General features: G+C 66.2%; 17 protein-coding genes. 3 read left to right on the top strand and 14 right to left on the bottom strand.

The features are described from left to right. Nucleotides 1-222 precede the first annotated feature (222 nt). The 4 genes from guaA to Q0319_RS03180 form a co-directional block, all read right to left on the bottom strand. Entirely contained in the window at nt 223-1,854 is a 1,632-nt protein-coding gene (guaA, locus tag Q0319_RS03195; protein WP_299450831.1) for a glutamine-hydrolyzing GMP synthase, read from the bottom strand. A gap of 94 nt (nt 1,855-1,948) precedes the next feature. After that, entirely contained in the window at nt 1,949-3,409 is a 1,461-nt protein-coding gene (gene guaB / locus Q0319_RS03190; protein ID WP_299450828.1) for an IMP dehydrogenase, read from the bottom strand. Nucleotides 3,410-3,582: 173 nt separating this feature from the next. Next, nucleotides 3,583-3,942 carry an RnfH family protein gene (locus Q0319_RS03185; RefSeq protein ID WP_299450825.1) on the bottom strand — a complete coding sequence of 120 codons (360 nt, stop codon included), beginning with the start codon at nt 3,940-3,942 and terminating at the stop codon, nt 3,583-3,585. After that, entirely contained in the window at nt 3,935-4,366 is a 432-nt protein-coding gene (locus Q0319_RS03180; RefSeq protein WP_296464349.1) for a type II toxin-antitoxin system RatA family toxin, read from the bottom strand. Before Q0319_RS03180 ends, Q0319_RS03185 begins: the two co-directional genes overlap by 8 nt. A gap of 106 nt (nt 4,367-4,472) precedes the next feature. Here Q0319_RS03180 and smpB point away from each other — a divergent pair, with 106 nt between their 5' ends. Then, nucleotides 4,473-4,928: an SsrA-binding protein SmpB gene (gene smpB, locus Q0319_RS03175; RefSeq protein ID WP_296464346.1), complete on the top strand. Its 456-nt coding sequence runs from the start codon at nt 4,473-4,475 to the stop codon at nt 4,926-4,928. A gap of 85 nt (nt 4,929-5,013) precedes the next feature. Further along, nucleotides 5,014-6,126, top strand: coding sequence for a mandelate racemase/muconate lactonizing enzyme family protein (locus Q0319_RS03170; protein ID WP_299450820.1), 1,113 nt, complete (start codon nt 5,014-5,016; stop codon nt 6,124-6,126). Between the two features lie 66 nt (nt 6,127-6,192). Here the strand turns inward: Q0319_RS03170 and Q0319_RS03165 are convergent, their stop codons facing one another. The 3 genes from Q0319_RS03165 to ppsA form a co-directional block, all read right to left on the bottom strand. Further along, nucleotides 6,193-7,131: a stomatin-like protein gene (locus tag Q0319_RS03165; RefSeq protein ID WP_296464343.1), complete on the bottom strand. Its 939-nt coding sequence runs from the start codon at nt 7,129-7,131 to the stop codon at nt 6,193-6,195. Between the two features lie 48 nt (nt 7,132-7,179). Then, nucleotides 7,180-7,608: an NfeD family protein gene (locus tag Q0319_RS03160; RefSeq protein WP_296464340.1), complete on the bottom strand. Its 429-nt coding sequence runs from the start codon at nt 7,606-7,608 to the stop codon at nt 7,180-7,182. A gap of 166 nt (nt 7,609-7,774) precedes the next feature. Further along, nucleotides 7,775-10,138, bottom strand: a complete 2,364-nt coding sequence (ppsA, locus tag Q0319_RS03155) for a phosphoenolpyruvate synthase (RefSeq protein ID WP_296464337.1) — start codon at nt 10,136-10,138, stop codon at nt 7,775-7,777. A gap of 277 nt (nt 10,139-10,415) precedes the next feature. On the opposite strand from ppsA, the gene Q0319_RS03150 reads away from it, so the two are divergent. Then, on the top strand, nt 10,416-11,264 hold the full coding sequence (locus Q0319_RS03150; protein WP_296464334.1) for a pyruvate, water dikinase regulatory protein: 849 nt from the start codon (nt 10,416-10,418) through the stop codon (nt 11,262-11,264). Between the two features lie 41 nt (nt 11,265-11,305). Here the strand turns inward: Q0319_RS03150 and Q0319_RS03145 are convergent, their stop codons facing one another. The 7 genes from Q0319_RS03145 to Q0319_RS03115 form a co-directional block, all read right to left on the bottom strand. Continuing rightward, nucleotides 11,306-12,100: an RNA methyltransferase gene (locus Q0319_RS03145; RefSeq protein WP_299450817.1), complete on the bottom strand. Its 795-nt coding sequence runs from the start codon at nt 12,098-12,100 to the stop codon at nt 11,306-11,308. Next, nucleotides 12,097-12,819, bottom strand: a complete 723-nt coding sequence (gene rnhB, locus Q0319_RS03140; protein ID WP_296464378.1) for a ribonuclease HII — start codon at nt 12,817-12,819, stop codon at nt 12,097-12,099. The genes Q0319_RS03145 and rnhB overlap by 4 nt, the downstream gene beginning before the upstream one ends. Before the next feature lie 94 nt (nt 12,820-12,913). After that, nucleotides 12,914-14,038: a lipid-A-disaccharide synthase gene (gene lpxB / locus Q0319_RS03135; protein WP_299450835.1), complete on the bottom strand. Its 1,125-nt coding sequence runs from the start codon at nt 14,036-14,038 to the stop codon at nt 12,914-12,916. 41 nt (nt 14,039-14,079) lie between these two features. After that, nucleotides 14,080-14,868, bottom strand: coding sequence for an acyl-ACP--UDP-N-acetylglucosamine O-acyltransferase (gene lpxA / locus Q0319_RS03130; protein WP_296464323.1), 789 nt, complete (start codon nt 14,866-14,868; stop codon nt 14,080-14,082). Nucleotides 14,869-14,880: 12 nt separating this feature from the next. Beyond that, nucleotides 14,881-15,327, bottom strand: coding sequence for a 3-hydroxyacyl-ACP dehydratase FabZ (gene fabZ, locus Q0319_RS03125; protein ID WP_296464320.1), 447 nt, complete (start codon nt 15,325-15,327; stop codon nt 14,881-14,883). 51 nt (nt 15,328-15,378) lie between these two features. Beyond that, nucleotides 15,379-16,500, bottom strand: a complete 1,122-nt coding sequence (gene lpxD, locus Q0319_RS03120; protein WP_296464317.1) for a UDP-3-O-(3-hydroxymyristoyl)glucosamine N-acyltransferase — start codon at nt 16,498-16,500, stop codon at nt 15,379-15,381. Between the two features lie 40 nt (nt 16,501-16,540). Next, nucleotides 16,541-17,104, bottom strand: a complete 564-nt coding sequence (locus Q0319_RS03115; protein ID WP_296464312.1) for an OmpH family outer membrane protein — start codon at nt 17,102-17,104, stop codon at nt 16,541-16,543. Between the last annotated feature and the right edge of the window lie 94 nt (nt 17,105-17,198).

Genomic DNA, 17,198 nt, shown 5'->3' with positions numbered 1-17,198 from the left:
GCCCGGCCCGTACCGGCCGAAGGTGATGGTCTCCTGGCGCCCGTTGAGGGCGTAGTTGTAGCGGAACGAAATGGTCCTTGAGGGGGTGTCGGCCACATACAGGTCGTCCCTGTCCGCCACCTTGTAAAGCATGGCACAGGGCCGGTTTCGTGCCATCGACTATGCCATGAAAGCTTAGGTGTGTCTGGTGCCTGATCCTGCCGGCAGCTGCCGGACGTGGAATCATTCCCACTCAATCGTAGCCGGCGGTTTCCCCGACACGTCATACACCACCCTATTCAAGCCCCGGACCTCGTTGATGATCCGGTTCGAGACGCGCCCGAGCAGCGCGTACGGCAGGTGGGCCCAGTGGGCGGTCATGAAGTCGGTGGTCTGCACGGCGCGCAGCGCGACGACGTAGTCGTAGGTGCGGCCGTCGCCCATTACGCCCACGGACTTGACGGGCAGGAAGACCGCGAAGGCCTGGCTGGTGAGGTCGTACCAGTTCTTGCCCACGTCTTCCGGCGCGCAGAGGCCGGCGGCAGCGTCTTGTTCGGTGGCTTGGGTGGCGCGCAGTTCGTCGATGAAGATGGCGTCGGCCCGGCGCAGCAGGTCGGCGTATTCTTTCTTCACTTCGCCCAGGATGCGCACGCCCAGGCCCGGCCCGGGGAACGGGTGGCGGTAGACCATGCTGTGCGGCAGGCCGAGCGCGATGCCGAGCTTGCGCACTTCGTCCTTGAAGAGTTCGCGCAAGGGCTCGAGCAGCTTGAGGTGCAGGGTGTCGGGCAGGCCGCCGACGTTGTGGTGCGACTTGATGGTCACGGCCTTGCCGGTCTTGGCGCCGGCCGATTCGATCACGTCGGGGTAGATGGTGCCCTGGGCCAGCCATTTGGCGCCCTTGAGCTTGGCGGCTTCGCGTTGGAAGACTTCGACGAATTCCTTGCCGATGATCTTGCGCTTGGCTTCGGGGTCGGTCACGCCCGCGAGCTTGCCCATGAAGTCGGCCGTGGCGTCGACGTGGATGATCTTCAGGCCCATGTTTTCGGCGAAGGTCTGCATGACCTGTTCGGCTTCGTTCAGCCGCAGCAGGCCGTGGTCGACGAAGACGCAGGTGAGCTGGTCGCCGATGGCCTTGTGGATCAGGGCCGCGGCCACCGAGGAGTCGACGCCGCCGGACAAGCCCAGGATGACTTCGTCGCTGCCGACCTGCTGGCGGATGGCCTCGACCGCTTCGCTGACGTAGTCGGGCATGTTCCAGTCGGTGCCGCAGCCGCAGATCTCGTGCACGAAGCGCGAGAGGATGGCTTGCCCCTGCACGGTATGGGTGACTTCGGGGTGGAACTGCACGCCGTAGTAGCCGCGCTCGACGTCGGCCATGCCGGCGATGGGGCACGAGGCGGTGGACGCCATGAGCTTGAAGCCCGGCGGCAGCTGGGTGACTTTGTCGCCATGGCTCATCCAGACCTTGAGCATGCCGTGGCCTTCGGGCGTGGTGAAGTCTTGGATGCCGTTGAGCAGCGGGGTGTGGCCATGGGCGCGCACTTCGGCGTAGCCGAATTCGCGGTGGTCGCTGAAGCTGACCTGGCCGCCCAGCTGCATGGCCATGGTTTGCATGCCGTAGCAGATCCCCAGCACGGGCAGGCCGGATTCGAACACGGCCTGCGGGGCGCGCAAGGAGGCTTCGTCGTAGGCGGAGGCGTGGCTGCCGGAGAGGATGATGCCTTTCAGGCCCTTGGCCTGCTGTTCCCGGATGAAGTCGTCGGAAACGTCGTACGGATGGATTTCGCAGTAGACCTGCGTTTCGCGCACGCGGCGGGCGATCAGTTGGGTGACTTGGGATCCGAAGTCGAGGATGAGTATGCGATCGTGAGACATAGGCTACCCGAGCGAGTCGCCGGGCCGACCCGCGACGGGCGTGAAGCGCCGCCGGGGAGGCCGCGAACGCGGAGTGGAAAGGGGAAGGACTGGATTAGTCCATCCGGTAGTTCGGCGCTTCCTTGATGATCTGGACGTCGTGCACGTGGGATTCGCGGATGCCGGCCGAGGTGATCTGGACGAACTGGCTCTTGGTGCGCATTTCGTCGATGGAGGCGCAGCCGCAATAGCCCATGGAGGCGCGCACGCCACCCACCAGTTGGTAAATGATGCTGACCACGCTGCCCTTGTACGGCACGCGCCCTTCGATGCCTTCGGGCACGAACTTGTCGGAGTTGTTGGTCGGGTCTTGGAAGTAGCGGTCGGCCGAGCCGTCGGCCATCGCGCCCAGGCTGCCCATGCCGCGGTAGGCCTTGTAGGAGCGGCCTTGGTACAGGACGATCTCGCCCGGCGCTTCGTCGGTGCCGGCGAACATGCCGCCCATCATGACGCTGTACGCGCCGGCCGCGATGGCCTTGGCCACGTCGCCCGAGTAGCGCACGCCGCCGTCTGCGATGAGGGGAACGCCCGTGCCTTCCAGGGCCTGGGCCACGTTGGAGATGGCCGTGATCTGCGGCACGCCCACGCCGGCCACGATGCGGGTGGTGCAGATGGAGCCCGGGCCGATGCCGACCTTGACGCCGTCGGCGCCGGCCTCGACCAGCGCGCGGGCGGCTTCGCCCGTCGCGATGTTGCCGCCGATGACCTGCAGTTGCGGATAGTGCTTCTTGATCCAGCGCACCCGGTCCAGCACGCCCGCGGTGTGGCCGTGAGCCGTATCCACCACGATCACGTCCACGCCGGCGGTCACGAGTTTTTCCACGCGCTCGTCCGTGCCCTCGCCCACGCCGACGGCGGCGCCGACGCGCAGCTTGCCGTGCTCGTCCTTGCTGGCGTTGGGGCTTTCGGTGTTCTTGATGATGTCCTTGACGGTGATCAGGCCGCGCAGCTCGAAGTTGTCGTTGACGACCAGCACGCGCTCCAGGCGGTGCTTGTGCATCAGCGCCTGGGCCTCTTCCAGCGAAGCGCCCTCGCGCACGGTGATGAGCCGCTCGCGCGGCGTCATGACGGTGCGGATGGGTTCGTCGTAGCGGTCTTCAAAGCGCAGGTCGCGGTTGGTGACGATGCCCACCACCTGGCGCCCTTCCACCACCGGCAGGCCGGAGATGCCGTGCTGGCGCTGGAGCTCGATGACTTCGCGCACTTTCATGTGCGGGGCGATGGTGATCGGGTCGAGCACGACGCCGGCCTCGTAGCGCTTGACCTTGGCGACTTCGCGCGCCTGTTCGTCCGCCGTGAGGTTCTTGTGGATGATCCCGATCCCGCCTTCCTTGGCCATGGCGATGGCCAGGCGCGATTCCGTGACGGTATCCATGGCGGCGGACACCAGCGGAATGTTCAGCGAGATTTCACGGGTCAGACGGGTTCGAAGACTGGTATCGCGGGGCAACACCGCGGAATATGCGGGCACCAACAACACGTCATCGAAAGTAAGCGCTGTTTGTACGAGACGCATCGTGCAACCCCCTGCCGCAATACAAATTAAACCTAGTATTGTACTGGAGAGCGGCCCCTTTCGCCGTTCTCCCCCTGCTGTCAAGAGGGCTTATATGCGGGAAAACCCACAGGCGCCCCCGCCCGCCGCGCCGCACCTCGATTTCCGGGAGCAGCCGGGCCGCCGCGCCTTGCTTAGCCGCGGCGCGCGACTTGGGCCCGCTGCCCGGCCGCGGCCTTGTGCGCCGCCCGCCGGCGGCGCGACTCCTTCGGGTCGAAGACCAGCGGGCGGTAGATCTCCACCCTGTCGTGCGGGTGCAGGACGTGCTCCAGCGGCCGCCGGCGGCCGTACACGCCCGTGCCGCTGCGGGTGGGATCGACCTCGGGAAATTCGCGCCGGAACCCGCTCGCCTCGATGGCGTCGGCCACGGTGGAGCCGGCAGGCAGGCTGAGCTCGCGCTGCCAGATGCGCCCCACGTCGGCGTAGCACACCGACACCGGGATGGCTTCGGCCGGGGCGCCCGGCCCGCCGCCCTGCTCCGGACGGCTAGCCATAACAGGCTTCGGCGCGCTGGGTGAAGGCATCGATGAAGCTGGTGGCGATGCGGTTGAACACAGGGCCGACCAGCGCCTCGAGGGCGCGGCTGGAGAACTGGTACTGCATGGTAAAGACGACTTTGCAGGCGTCGTCGGCCAAGGCGTGGAATTCCCAGACCCCTTCGAGCATGGAGAAAGGCCCATCCACCAAGTCGAGCTGGATGCGGCGGGGATAGTCGTGCGTGTTGCGCGTGGTAAAGCGCTGGCGCAGGCCGGCGAACTGGATCACGACGGAAGCCCGCATGCCGTGCTCGTCACGCTCGTGCACCTCCGCCCCGCCGCACCAAGGCATGAATTTGGGGTAGTCCTCGACCTTGGCCACGAGATCGAACATCTGGGCCGCGCTGTACGGGACCAGCACCGAACGTTGCACTTTATGCATGCGTAGATGAACCGCCAGGGCAAATTGCTAGAATGGCTGATTTTACGGCACCGGGAAACCTGCCCGCAGCACGCACCATGCCCGGCCGACGGAGTACATTGACGTAATGAGCATTATTGAAAACCGCAAGGCGTTTCACGATTACTTCATCGACGAGCGCTTCGAGGCCGGCCTGGTACTCGAAGGCTGGGAAGTGAAGGCGATCCGTGCCGGGCGCGTGCAGCTCAAGGAAAGCTACGTCATCGTACGCGATGCCGAGCTGTACATCATCGGCATGCACGTCAGCCCGCTGGAGACAGCCTCCACCCACGTCAAGGCCGACCCCACGCGCACCCGCAAGCTGCTGCTCCGGGCCGAGGAAATCCGCAAGCTGATCGGCAAGGTGGAACAACGCGGTTTCGCGCTGGTGCCGCTGAACCTGCATTACAAGAATTCCCGCATCAAGCTCGAATTCGGCCTGGCGCGCGGCAAGAAGCAATACGACAAGCGCGACAGCGAGCGCGAGCGCGACTGGCAGCGCGAGCGGGCGCAGATCCTCAAGCACGACACGCGGCGGCGGTAAGCCGCGGCGGCTTGCGTTGCGCCAGCCCCACGTGCCGCCGGGCACCCGGGCGGGCACCGCCGTGGAACGAGGTACGAGGAGAACCATGACAATACGCCGCATCACCCTCCACCGCATCGCCTTGCCCTTTGAAATCCACGGCTCGCGCACCGTGATCCGCCCGGAGGCGCAAGCGTGGAAGTCGATGGAATGCCTGCTGGTCCGGGTCGACACCGACGACGGCCTCACCGGCTGGGGCGAAGCGTTCGGCCATTTCGTGAACGCCGGCACCCAGGCTGTCTTGCGCACGCTGGTCGGCCCGTGGTTCATCGGGCAAGCCGTCGCCGACATCGCCTCGACCATGGCGCGCGCCCACCGCGCCTTCTACGGATACGGCCGCAGCGGGCCGGTGATGTACGCCCTCTCGGCGATCGAGATCGCGCTGTGGGACATCGAAAGCCAGCGCGCCGGCAAACCCCTCTACCGGCACCTGGGCGGCAGCACGGGCACGCTCGAGGGCTACGCGAGCCTGATGCGCTACGGCGGCGACCCGGCCGCGGTGGCCGCCAATGTGGAGCGCGCGCGCCAAGCCGGCTATCGCCTCATCAAGCTGCACGAAAACACGCTGCCCGCGATCGAGGCGGCTCGCGCGGCCATGGATGGCGCGGGCGAGGTCGCGCTCGACGTCAACGTCGCATGGAGCCCCGACGAGGCCCTTTCCATGATCGACGCGCTGGATTCGAACGGCTACGCTTGGCTGGAGGAGCCGATCTGGCCTTGCGAGGATTTCGAGCGCCTCGCCACGCTGAGGACGGGCAAGATCGCCATCGCCGGGGGCGAGAACATCGGCACGCCGCTGGAGTTCCGCCGGGCCTTGCAGGCCGGCGCGTTCGACGTCATCCAGCCCAGCATCACCAAGATCGGCGGCTTCCACGTCATGCGGGAAGTCGCCGCCCTCGCCCGCGGGTTCTCGGTGCGGCTGGTCCCCCATTGCTTCTATTGGGGGCCGGGCTACCTGGCGACGGCGCACTTCCTCGCGTCGCTGCCCGAGGCGGTTCCGCTGGAGACGGCTTTCATCGACTTCGAACGGCCGCCGCACGACCTATTCCACCCCGGGCAGGCCACGCTTACCTTGGGCGAGCGGCCCGGACTCGGCTTCGAGGCCGACTGGGATTACCTCGGCCATTACACGCTCGCCACCGAGCGCATCGGCGGGTAGCTGGCGCGGTTGCGCGACGGGCCGCCAGTGCGGCCCGTTTCGCCCAGGGAGACTGCAGCCGCCTGGTCAGTTCGGTGCCTTGGGCGTGCCCTGCGTGCCCTTGACCACGGTCATCGCCGAGGCGATCAGCCCGCTGATGTCGCTGACGTTAGCAGGCACGATCAGGGTGTTGTTGGTGCGGGCCAGGTTGCCGAACGCATCCACGTAGCGCTCGGCCACCTTGAGGTTGACCGCCTCCATCCCGCCGGGTTGCCTGATGGCTTCGGCCACCTGCAGGATGGCCTTGGCCGTGGCTTCGGCCACCGTGACCACGGCCGTGGCCTCGCCCTGGGCCTTGTTGATCTGTGCCTGCTTCTCGCCTTCCGAGCGCGCGATGGCGGCCTCGCGCTCGCCGGTGGCGATGTTGATTTGCTCCTGGCGCCGCCCTTCCGAGGCCGCGATCAGCGCGCGCTTTTCGCGCTCGGCCGTGATCTGGGCCTGCATGGCGCGCAGGATTTCGGCCGGCGGGGTCAAGTCCTTGATCTCGTAGCGCAGCACCTTCACGCCCCAGTTCAACGCCGCTTCGTCCAGCGCGCTGACGACGCTGCTATTGATCTGTTCGCGCTCTTCGAAGGTCTTGTCCAGCTCCAGCTTGCCGATGACCGAACGCAAGGTGGTCTGCGCCAGCTGCGTGATCGCCACGATGTAGTTGGACGAGCCGTACGAGGCGAGCATGGGGTCGGTGACCTGGAAATACAGGATGCCGTCGACCTGCAATTGCGTGTTGTCGCGTGTGATGCAGATCTGGCTCGGGACGTCGAGCGGGATTTCCTTCAGCGAATGCTTGTACGCCACGCGTTCGATGAACGGGATCACGAAGCCTGCCCCCGGCGACAGCACCCGGTCGAACTTGCCCAGCCGCTCCACCACCCAGGCATGCTGCTGGGGAACGATGGCGATCGACTTGACGACGATGAGGATGGCCAGGGCCAGGATGACCAGCAGGACGATGGTAGATTCGGTCATGGTGTTTCCTTGGTGATGCCGGGACGGGAAAAGCGGGCCGCCGGGGCCTTAGCGGGCCGGCGACAGGACGAGGCGGTTGCCCCGCATCTCGGTGATGACGTGGAGCCCCGCCGCGGGTTCGGCGCCCGCCGCGAGCTCGGCCTGCCAGTGCGCCCCACGATACCAGACCCGGGCCGTGCGGTCCTCGTTCCAGGCATCGACGCGGACGGTCTGGCCGATGTCGATATTGAGGTTGGCGTTGGTGGACGGAGGCGCGCCGCGCTTCTTGAGGACGTTGAGCCGCTTGAGCAGCAGCATGGCGGCAATGACGGAAACCGCGCACAGCACGAGCTGCCAGGCCAGCTCGACGCCCAGCCACGCCGCGATGCCGGCGATCGCGAAGCCCACCGCGACCATCAGCAGGTAGAACGTGCCGGTCATCACTTCGCCGATGAGGGCCAGGGCCATTAATCCGAACCATACCCAGGCGGGGTTCATCGTTGCCTCCTTCTCGATACGCGGGCGCTCGGCCCGCAGGGTGATGCATCCGCCACTATTATGCCTGGGCAACAAAAAAGCGGCGCCCCGGGGAACGCCGCTTTTTTCCCAAGCGCCGCAGGCGACCAGGCCCGCGGCGATCCAAACTTGGGTCACGCGCCTCGGCTTACTCCGCCAGCTTGCGCCAGGTGTCGACGACCGTGTCCGGATTCAGCGAGATCGACTTGATGCCTTGGTCTTTCAGCCAGACGGCGAAGTCGGGGTGATCGGACGGGCCCTGGCCGCAGATGCCTACGTACTTGCCGGCCTTCAGGCAAGCCTGGATGGCGCGTTGCAACAGCGCCTGCACGGCCGGGTCGCGCTCGTCGAAGTCGCTGGCCAGCAGCTCCAGGCCCGAGTCGCGGTCCAGGCCCAGTGTGAGCTGGGTCAGGTCGTTCGATCCGATGGAGAAGCCGTCGAAGTATTCGAGGAATTGCTCGGCCAGCACGGCGTTGGACGGCACTTCGCACATCATGATCAGGCGCAGGCCGTTTTCGCCGCGCTTGAGCTTGTTCTCGGCCAGCAGGTTGACCACGCGCTCGGCTTGCTTGAGCGTGCGCACGAAGGGAACCATGATCTCGACGTTGGTCAGGCCCATTTCTTCGCGCACGCGACGCAGGGCTTCGCACTCCATGCGGAAGCACTCGGCGAACTCTTCGGCGATGTAGCGGGAGGCGCCGCGGAAGCCCAGCATGGGGTTTTCTTCCTCGGGCTCGTAGCGCGAGCCGCCGATGAGCTTGCGGTATTCGTTCGACTTGAAGTCGGACATGCGCACGATCACGGGCTTGGGATAGAACGCCGCCGCGATGGTGGCCACGCCTTCGGCCAGTTTGTCGACGAAGAAGGCGCGCGGGCTGGCGTAGCCGCGGGCCACGGATTCCACCGCTTTCTTCAGCTCGCCGTCGACGTTGGGATAGTCGAGGATGGCCTTGGGGTGGATGCCGATGTTGTTGTTGATGATGAACTCGAGGCGGGCCAGGCCCACGCCCCCGTTCGGGATCTGGGCGAAGTCGTAGGCGAGCTGGGGGTTGCCCACGTTCATCATGATCTTGACCGGGATCTCGGGCATTTCGCCACGGCGGACTTCCTCGACTTCGGTCTCGAGCTGGCCGTCGTAGATGCGGCCTTCGTCGCCTTCGGCGCAAGACACCGTGACCATGGCGCCTTCCTTCAGCACTTCGGTGGCGTTGCCGCTGCCCACGACTGCCGGGATGCCCAGCTCACGCGCGATGATGGCCGCGTGGCAGGTGCGGCCGCCGCGGTTGGTGACGATGGCCGAGGCGCGCTTCATGACGGGCTCCCAGTTGGGGTCGGTCATGTCGGTGACGAGCACGTCGCCCGGCTGCACCTTGTCCATTTCCGCGACGTCGGCCACCAGGCGCACGGGGCCCGAGCCGATCTTCTGGCCGATGGCGCGGCCCGTCACGAGGACGTTGCCGGTGGCCTTGAGGCGATAGCGCTGCTGCACGTCATTGCCGGCCTGTTGCGACTTGACCGTCTCGGGACGTGCCTGGAGGATGTAGATCTTGCCGTCGATGCCGTCGCGGCCCCATTCGATGTCCATGGGGCGGCCATAGTGCTTCTCGATGATGACGGCATAGCGCGCCAGCTCGATGACGTCTTCATCGGACAGCGAAAAGCGGTTGCGCAGCTCGGGGGGGACGTCCACCGTGCGGACGGAGCGGCCGCCCGTGCGTTCCGGGTCGAACTCCATCTTGATCAGCTTGGAGCCGATGCGGCGGCTGACGATGGGATAGTGCCCGGCGGCGAGCGACGGCTTGAAGACGTAGAACTCGTCGGGGTTGACCGCGCCCTGCACCACGGTCTCGCCCAGGCCGTAGGACGACGTGATGAAGACCACGTCGGGGAAGCCCGATTCGGTGTCGATGGTGAACATGACGCCGGCCGAGCCGGTATCCGAGCGCACCATGCGCTGCACGCCCGCCGACAACGCGACGTCGGCATGGGCGAAACCCTTGTGGACGCGATACGAGATGGCGCGGTCGTTGTAGAGCGAGGCGAAGACGTGGCGGATCTTGTCCAGGACGTCGTCGATGCCGACGACGTTCAGGAAGGTTTCCTGCTGGCCGGCGAACGAGGCGTCGGGCAGGTCTTCGGCGGTTGCGGACGAGCGCACGGCGAAGGAGCCTTTGCCGTCGGCGTCCAGCTTGGCGAATGCTTCACGGATTTCTTTCTCGAACTGGGGCGAGAACGGCGCTTCGATGATCCATTGGCGGATTTCTGCCCCCGTTTCGGCGAGCGCGCGCACGTCTTCCGGATTCAGCGAAGCCAGACGTTCGTTGATGCGCTTGTCCAGGCCTGCGTCCTTCAGGAAGTCGCGGAAAGCCTGGGCCGTGGTGGCAAAGCCCCCCGGCACCCGAACCCCGGCGCCGGTAAGCTGGCTGATCATCTCTCCAAGTGAAGCGTTTTTGCCTCCTACCGAGTCAACGTCCGTCATCCGGAGTTGCTCGAACGGTACGACATAAGACATGGAAGTCCCCTATTACAATGGCAAGAAAGCATGTTTGGCGAGCACACGCGAACCTGCTTGGGCATCCGGATGCCTAAGCCGCCGTGCACCTTCCGATGGGATCCAGGATGTGCTGGCCAAACCCGCCTTCGCCGCTGCCCGGGCTTCGAGCCCAGGGCGATTGCCATGCGTAACCGGGGCGTAATCCCAGATTGTACGCTGGCCGGCCATGTTTCTGCACGACCGGTCTTTGTTACCTGTTTCCACCCCTCCGGATCACCCTGTTTGCGAGGACTCCATGCCCCAAAACGACGCTACGCCGAATTCGTACCTCAGGACCGTATTCGTGGTCTCGGACGGTACCGGCATTACCGCCGAGACGTTCGCCCATTCGGTCCTGGCCCAATTCGAAAACGTGCGTTTCCGTCATGTCAGGCTGCCTTTTATCGATTCGGTCGATAAAGCCGCCGCCGTGGCCGCCCGCATCGACGCTGCCTTTGCTGCCGACGGGCAGCGCCCCATCGTCTTCAGCACCCTGGTCAATTCCGAGATCAACACCCGCGTGCGGCAGGCCAACGGCCTGTTCCTGGACCTTTTCTCCACCTTCGTGGAACCCATCGAACAAGAGCTGAACATCAAGTCCAGCCACTCCATCGGCCGCTCGCACAACGTGGCCAATACCAAGCAGTACCAGAACCGCATCGAGGCCATCAACTTCAGCCTGGCCCACGACGACGGGCAGTACATCAAGGGGCTGGAGCAGGCCGACGTCATCCTGATCGGCGTTTCCCGCTGCGGGAAGACCCCTACCAGCCTCTACCTGGCGATGCAGTACGGGGTCAAGGCGGCCAATGTGCCGCTGGTGCCGGACGATTTCGAGCGCAATGCCCTGCCCTCGTCGATCCTGCCGTACCGGAACAAGCTGTTCGGCCTGACCATCCAGCCGGAGCGGCTGGCCGAGGTGCGCAACGAGCGCCGGCCCGACAGCCGCTATGCGTCGCTCGAGCAATGCCGCTACGAGGTGGCCGAGGCCGAAAAGCTGATGCGCCGCGAAGGCATCCGCTGGCTATCCACCACGACCAAGTCCATCGAGGAAATTTCCACCACGGTGCTGCAGAAAATCGGCCTGGAGGGCCGGTTCTACTGAGCAGGCCGCAGGCGGGGCGGCTCCCGAAGACTGAAGCACCGCTAGGCGTACAGGTGCCGCCGCCGGTGCTCGAACAGGCACACTGCCACCGCCGCCCCGACGTTGAGCGATTCGGCGCCCGGCGCCTGGGGAATCCGCGTCCGCAAGGCGGCGGCAGCCTGCAGCCCGGGGCTCACGCCTTGCCCTTCGTTGCCAAATACCCAGGCGCAGTGCCGCGGCAACGCGGCCTGGTAGAGATCTACCGCATCGTCCAGCGTCGTGGCGACCAAGGGCACGTCTAGGCGCGGCAGCAACCCGGCCAGGTCGACCCGCTCATAAATGGTCAAGGCGAAATGCGCCCCCTGGCCGGACCGCAACACCTTGGGCGACCAGGCAAAGGCGGTTTCGTCGGACAAGAAGACGTGCCGCACACCGGCGGCCGCGCAGGTGCGCAGGATGGAGCCGACATTGCCGGGATCTTGGACCCGATCGAGCAGCACGCAGCTTTCCCCGATCCGCTCGGGCAGCGGCGGCGCGGGGGTATCGATGACGAAGACGACACCCTGCCCTGCCGGCACGTGCTCGAGGTCCCCGATCAGGTTGCCCTCGAGCCAAACCTGTCGTTCGGCGGGGATCGCCTCGCGCAAGGCCTGGATTTCGGGGTTGGCGCGCTCGCCCTCCAGGCGCTGGGCATCGAATACCGCCTGCCGAGGCAGCCCCTGCCATTCCAGGTAGGCTTGGCACAGGTGCACGCCCTCGAGCAAGGACGTGCCAGCCAGGCGCCGCGCCTGCGAGCTCTGTGCCAGCTTGCGCAGCGACTTGAACAGGGCGTTGTCGCGCGAGGCGATGCGTTTCATGAGCGTTCCCCCGCTCCGGGTTCGCGTTCATCGCGCCGCCTTTCGGCGCGGCGGCGCGTGCGCGCCCGGGCCGGCGGCGCCTCCAAGTCGGTCCAGAGCAGGCCCGGCGCGGCGGCGGGCTCGGCCCGCGCCGCGGCATCTGGGGCCGGCATGCCCCGCGCGGCCAGGGCCTGCCGCACCGGTTCGAAGCTGCGCCGGTGTTCCGGACACGGCCCGTGTTCGACCAGGCAGCGCAAGTGATCGGGGGTCCCGTACCCTTTGTGCCGGTCAAAGCCGTACATGGGATAGATTTCGTGCAGCCGGAGCAGCTCGGCGTCGCGCGCCGTCTTGGCCAGGATGGAGGCCGCGGAAATGGCGGGCACGAGGGCGTCGCCCCCGATCACAGTCTGCACGCGGCAGGTCAGCGCCGGCGCCCGGTTGCCGTCGACCTGTACCAGGTCGGGCGCGAGCCCCAGGCCCTCGACGGCGCGGCGCATGGCCAGCATGGTGGCGTTGAGGATGTTCAACCGGTCGATTTCTTCGACGCTCACGCTCGCCACGCACCACGCCAGCGCCCGCTCGCGTATCTGCGGCGCCAGCGCGTCGCGTGCGCGCTCTGAGAGCGCCTTGGAGTCGTTCAGCCCTTCGATGGGACGATCCGGATCGAGCACGACCGCCGCGGCATACACCGGCCCAGCCAGCGGCCCCCGCCCTGCTTCGTCCACGCCCGCGATCCGCATCGCGCGCAGGGCGGCAGCGTCTATCGTCTGGAGCAGGTCGGCGCCGGCCGAATCGACCGCGGCCCAACCAAAATCGGTCTGCACCCAACCCTTCTCACCCACGTCCCGCAACCTCCAGGATGGCCTGGCTCGCCAGGGCCGGCGTATCGCGCACCAATTCGTCGTGCAAGGCCGTGAAGCGCGCCTCCAGCCGCTGGATCGCGGCCTCGTCGGTGAGCGCCTTCCAGGCGGCGTCGGCCAGCGCCCGGGGCGTGGCCTCGTCCTGGAGCAGCTCCGGCACGACGGTGTCCCGGCACAGGATGTTGGGCAGGCCGACCCAGGGCAGGTAGGCCTGCCGGCGCATGATCCACCAGGAAAGGCGTGGCAGCACGTAGGAAATCACCATCGGCCGCTTGAAAAGCGCTGCTTCCAGCGTGGCCGTGCCGCTGGCCACCAGCACCGCGTTGCACGCAGCCAGGACGTCGTGCGTGCCGCCCACGACGGTATGCAGGTTCTGCAATCCGGCCACGCCCGCCGCGTGGGCGAGGAATTCGCGCTCGCGCTCGGCATTGGCCATAGGCGCCCAGAGCTGCAAGCCGGGATCCCGCAGCTGCAACAGCCTGGCCGCTTGCAAAAAGCGCGACGAGAGGTGCCGCACCTCGCCCGCGCGGCTGCCGGGCATCACGGCCAGCACCCTGGCATCTTGCTCAATGCCCAGGCGGGCCCGCGCCCCGGCGCGGTCGGGCACGCGCTCGACGGCCCGTGCCAGCGGATGGCCGACGTAGGTCACGGGCACGCCCGCATCGCGATAAATCCGCTCCTCGAACGGAAATACAACCAGCATGTGCGACACCGCCTTGCGGATCTTGTGGATGCGCTCCCCGCGCCAGGCCCAAAGCGACGGCCCGATGAAATGCACGGTGGGAATGCCGCCCTCGCGCAAGGCCTGCTCCAGCGAGAAGTTGAAATCGGGCGCATCGACGCCGACGAAGGCCGCCGGACGCTCTGCCAGCCAGCGGTCTCGGATGGTGCGCCGGATGGCCAGCAGCTCGGGCAGGTGCGCCAGGACGTCGGCGTAGCCGTTGACGGCCAGTTTCTGCATGGGATACCAGGCGTCGAAGCCGTGGGCCAGCATCTGGGGGCCGCCTATGCCCGACAGCACGCAACCGGGGGCGCGGTCGCGCAGGGCCTGCACGACGGTGGCGGCGAGCAGGTCGCCCGAGGGCTCGCCCGCCACCATGCCGATGGACAGCCGATCTTCGACCGGCACGCCGGCCTCCGTCAACGCACGATACCGCGGGTGGCGGTATCGAGGAAGTCCAGCAGCATCGACAGCGACGATTCGAGTTCAGGCGATTCGGCCCGCTTCGCTTGGAGCGCGGCGCGCGCTTCGTCCAAGGTCAGGCCCTGCCGATACAAGGTCTTGTAGGCGGCGCGCAGGCCCGAAATCTGGGCCGGCGTGAACTGGCGGCGCCTGAGCCCTTCAGCGTTGATGCCGACCGGGCGCGCGGGACTACCGGCGCAGGTGACGAAGGGCGGCAGGTCTTGCAGCAGCGTGGCATGGACGCCCGTCATGGCGTGCGCGCCGATCTTCACGAATTGGTGCACGCCCGTCATGCCGCCCAGGATGACGTAGTCGCCGATGTGCACGTGCCCGGCCAGCTGCGTGCCGTTGGCCAGGATGATGTGGCTCCCGAGCTGGCAGTCGTGCGCCACGTGCACGTAGGCCATGATCCAGTTGTCATTGCCCAGGCGCGTGACGCCGGCGTCCTGCACGGTTCCGGTGTTGATGGTGCAGCACTCGCGTATCGTATTGTCGTCGCCGATTTCCAGGCGGGTCGGCTCGCCGGCGTACTTTTTGTCCTGCGGCGGTGCGCCGATGGAGCAGGACGCAAAGAAACGATTGCGGCGGCCGATCGTCGTATGGCCGTCGATGACGCAATGCGGGCCGATTTCGGTATCGGCGCCGATGCGGACGTGCGGCCCGATGATGCTGAACGGGCCTACGGTAACCGTGTCATCCAGCTGCGCGGCCGGATCGACGATAGCGGTGGGATGTATCCTCGCCACGGGACCTTTCCGTCAAGACTCGAGCACGCGCATGGTGCACATCAGGCTGGCTTCGGCCGCGATTTGCCCTTCGACCGTCGCCTTGCCGTTGTACTTCCAGATGCCGCGCGCGGTACGTTCGACCTCGACTTCGATGCTGAGCTGGTCACCCGGCACCACGGGCCGCTTGAAACGGGCGCCGTCGATGCCGACGAAGTAGTACACGGTGTGGTCGTCAGGCTTCTTGCCTGCCGCGGTAAACGACGTGATCGCTGCCGCCTGGGCCATGGCTTCCAGGATCAGCACGCCGGGCATCACGGGGTGGTGCGGGAAATGGCCCGTAAAGAACGGTTCGTTGATCGATACGTTCTTGATCGCGCGAATCGATTCGCCGGGCTTGACGTCGACGACCCGATCGATGAGCAGCATCGGGTAACGATGCGGCAAATGATCGAGTATCCCCTTGATGTCCATTTCCATAGAGATTTCCAATCATTGACGGGCAGGCGGGCCGGATACGCCCGCTCGCCTTTATTTTTTTTCCAGCGCCTTGATCCGCTTGGCCATCGTCGCCAAGTGCCGCACCGCGACCGCGTTCCGCTCCCATTGGGCGTGTTCGGTCATCGGGAAGAAGCCGGTGTACTGCCCGGGCTTGTCGATGTTGCTGTGCACTGGCGTGGCCGCCGAGATGAATACGTCGTCGCCGATCTTCAAATGCCCCCCGATCATAGCCGCACCGCCGATGGAGCAGCGCTGCCCGATGGTAGTCGACCCGGCGATGCCGACACATGCTGCCATGGCGGTGTGGTCTCCGATCTGGCAGTTATGGCCGATCATGATCTGGTTATCGATCTTGACGCCATTGCCGATCACGGTGTCGTCCAGGGCACCGCGGTCGATCGTGGTGTTGGCGCCGATTTCGACGTCGTCGCCGATGCGCACGCCGCCGAATTGGGGAATCTTGCACCACGCGCCCTTGGCGCGCGATGGGTCTGGCGCAAAGCCAAAGCCATCTTCGCCGATCACAGCGCCCGACAGGATGATGCACCGGGCGCCCATGACCACGCCGCGATACAGGGTGACGCGGGGATGCAGCACGGAATCGGCGCCGATGCGGCACCCTTCGCCCACGTAGCAACCGGCGCCGATGCGCGCGCGCGGGCCGACCTGCGCGCCTTTTTCGATGACCGCCAGCGGGCCGACGTGCGCGCTCGGATCGACCTCGGCGCCGGGATCAACGACCGCCGAAGGGTGAATGCTGCCTGGCGGCTGGGGGTGGATCTGCTTGTCGAACCACTGCCCTATCCGCGCGAACATCAGGTAGGGTGAATTGCAGACGACGAGCGTGAGCGCATGGTCGAGGCGCCCGGCTTCGCGCAGCGATTCGCGGTAGGCTTGCGCGACCTCCGGAGTGACCAAGACTGCCGCCGCGCGCGCGTCGGTCAACTGCGATTGATACCGCGGATTGGCGACGAAACTGATTTCCTGCGGGCCCGCGCGCTCGAGATTGGCAATGCCCGCGACCCGGATTTCCCCGGGGGGAAGCGCCTGCGCCCCGCCCGGCTCGATCGTCCACGTCAAGCCGCTGGTATCGGTTTCGTCGAGCAGCCTCTGCAGTACCGGAGCGTTGGTCGTATCAAGCAGGATAGGCATGCGGAGCTCGCGCGGACGAAATCGGAGAACAGCGGCGCAATTACTTCGCGCCGTTGTTCAACGCCTTGAGGACCTTGTCGGTGATGTCTACGCGCGGACTCACGACAACGGCTTCCTGGAAGATCAAGTCGTAATTCTCTTGCTCGGCGATCTGCTTGATCACGCGGTTGGCGCGCTCCAGGATCTGCGAGAGCTCTTCGTTGCGGCGCTGGTTCAAGTCTTCCTGGAACTCGCGGCGCTTGCGCTGGAAGTCCTTGTCGAGGTCGCTCAATTCACGCTGGCGGCGGATCCGGTCGGACTCCGACAGGACGGCGCTGTCTTTGTCGAGCTGCTCGGACAGGGTGCGCAGGCGATTCGCCATGTCTTGCAGCTCGGCGTCGCGCTTCTTGAAATCGGCCTCGATCTTCGCCTGGGCGGCCTTGGCCGGCGCTGCGTCGCGGAAAATGCGCTCGGTGTTGACGAAGCCGATCTTGATCGGAGCCTGGGATGCTTGGGCATGAGCCGCGCCGACAGCGGCACTTGAGAGCACCAACGCCGCCAGCACCCGGCCGGCACTCTTGACTGCAGAGGAGGCGGTCAGATTGGCAGCAGATGTCGAAAACATGCGGATCATTTATTTCTCGCTAGGAAGGTAGTCTTGTATTTTGCCACTAATGGCGCAGCCCCGGGCAAGCGACGGCGCCCCGGGCAGTAATTGG

The organism is uncultured Pigmentiphaga sp., assembly GCF_937950555.1.
Lineage (GTDB): Bacteria > Pseudomonadota > Gammaproteobacteria > Burkholderiales > Burkholderiaceae_B > Pigmentiphaga.
Note: the sequence above shows the minus strand (reverse complement) of the source record. Positions and strands in the feature narration are given on the sequence as shown.

Coding starts and splice junctions, on each gene's coding strand:
- guaA (WP_299450831.1), bottom strand. CDS start 1,854: ATGTCTCACGATCGCATACTCATCCTCGACTTCGGATCCCAAGTCACC.
- guaB (WP_299450828.1), bottom strand. CDS start 3,409: ATGCGTCTCGTACAAACAGCGCTTACTTTCGATGACGTGTTGTTGGTG.
- Q0319_RS03185 (WP_299450825.1), bottom strand. CDS start 3,942: ATGGCTAGCCGTCCGGAGCAGGGCGGCGGGCCGGGCGCCCCGGCCGAA.
- Q0319_RS03180 (WP_296464349.1), bottom strand. CDS start 4,366: ATGCATAAAGTGCAACGTTCGGTGCTGGTCCCGTACAGCGCGGCCCAG.
- smpB (WP_296464346.1), top strand. CDS start 4,473: ATGAGCATTATTGAAAACCGCAAGGCGTTTCACGATTACTTCATCGAC.
- Q0319_RS03170 (WP_299450820.1), top strand. CDS start 5,014: ATGACAATACGCCGCATCACCCTCCACCGCATCGCCTTGCCCTTTGAA.
- Q0319_RS03165 (WP_296464343.1), bottom strand. CDS start 7,131: ATGACCGAATCTACCATCGTCCTGCTGGTCATCCTGGCCCTGGCCATC.
- Q0319_RS03160 (WP_296464340.1), bottom strand. CDS start 7,608: ATGAACCCCGCCTGGGTATGGTTCGGATTAATGGCCCTGGCCCTCATC.
- ppsA (WP_296464337.1), bottom strand. CDS start 10,138: ATGTCTTATGTCGTACCGTTCGAGCAACTCCGGATGACGGACGTTGAC.
- Q0319_RS03150 (WP_296464334.1), top strand. CDS start 10,416: ATGCCCCAAAACGACGCTACGCCGAATTCGTACCTCAGGACCGTATTC.
- Q0319_RS03145 (WP_299450817.1), bottom strand. CDS start 12,100: ATGAAACGCATCGCCTCGCGCGACAACGCCCTGTTCAAGTCGCTGCGC.
- rnhB (WP_296464378.1), bottom strand. CDS start 12,819: ATGCGGATCGCGGGCGTGGACGAAGCAGGGCGGGGGCCGCTGGCTGGG.
- lpxB (WP_299450835.1), bottom strand. CDS start 14,038: ATGGTGGCGGGCGAGCCCTCGGGCGACCTGCTCGCCGCCACCGTCGTG.
- fabZ (WP_296464320.1), bottom strand. CDS start 15,327: ATGGAAATGGACATCAAGGGGATACTCGATCATTTGCCGCATCGTTAC.
- lpxD (WP_296464317.1), bottom strand. CDS start 16,500: ATGCCTATCCTGCTTGATACGACCAACGCTCCGGTACTGCAGAGGCTG.
- Q0319_RS03115 (WP_296464312.1), bottom strand. CDS start 17,104: ATGTTTTCGACATCTGCTGCCAATCTGACCGCCTCCTCTGCAGTCAAG.